The sequence below is a fragment of the Caballeronia sordidicola genome (genome assembly GCF_000729995.1).
Classification (GTDB): domain Bacteria; phylum Pseudomonadota; class Gammaproteobacteria; order Burkholderiales; family Burkholderiaceae; genus Caballeronia; species Caballeronia sordidicola_A.
In genome coordinates, this window is sequence record NZ_JNFG01000194.1 from 1 (window position 1) to 340 (window position 340).

At 55.9% G+C, this 340-nt stretch carries 1 protein-coding gene; it reads left to right on the forward strand.

Annotation, left to right across the window (positions count from 1 at the left end):
* The coding region (locus tag FH08_RS0134360; RefSeq protein WP_031362682.1) for an IS30 family transposase at positions 1-340 on the forward strand (340 nt) is incomplete at both ends.

The window sequence follows — 340 nt, forward strand, 5'->3', positions numbered from 1 at the left end:
GGGCACTGGGAAGGTGACTTGATATCGGGCTCGAACAACTCGCATATTGCGACCCTGGTTGAACGCCAATCGCGCTTTGTGATGCTGGTGAAAGTCCAAGGCAAAGACACTACAAGCGTCGTGTCGGCACTGATCAAGCAGGTGAAGAAGCTGCCTAAGGAGTTGCGCCAAACGCTCACGTGGGACCGTGGCCGCGAACTGGCAAGCCACAAGACGTTCACGCTTGCCACAGAGGTCGACGTGTATTTCTGCGATCCACGAAGTCCTTGGCAACGCGGTAGCAACGAGAATACGAACGGCCTGCTACGTCAGTACTTCCCTAAAGGCACACGCCTGGATG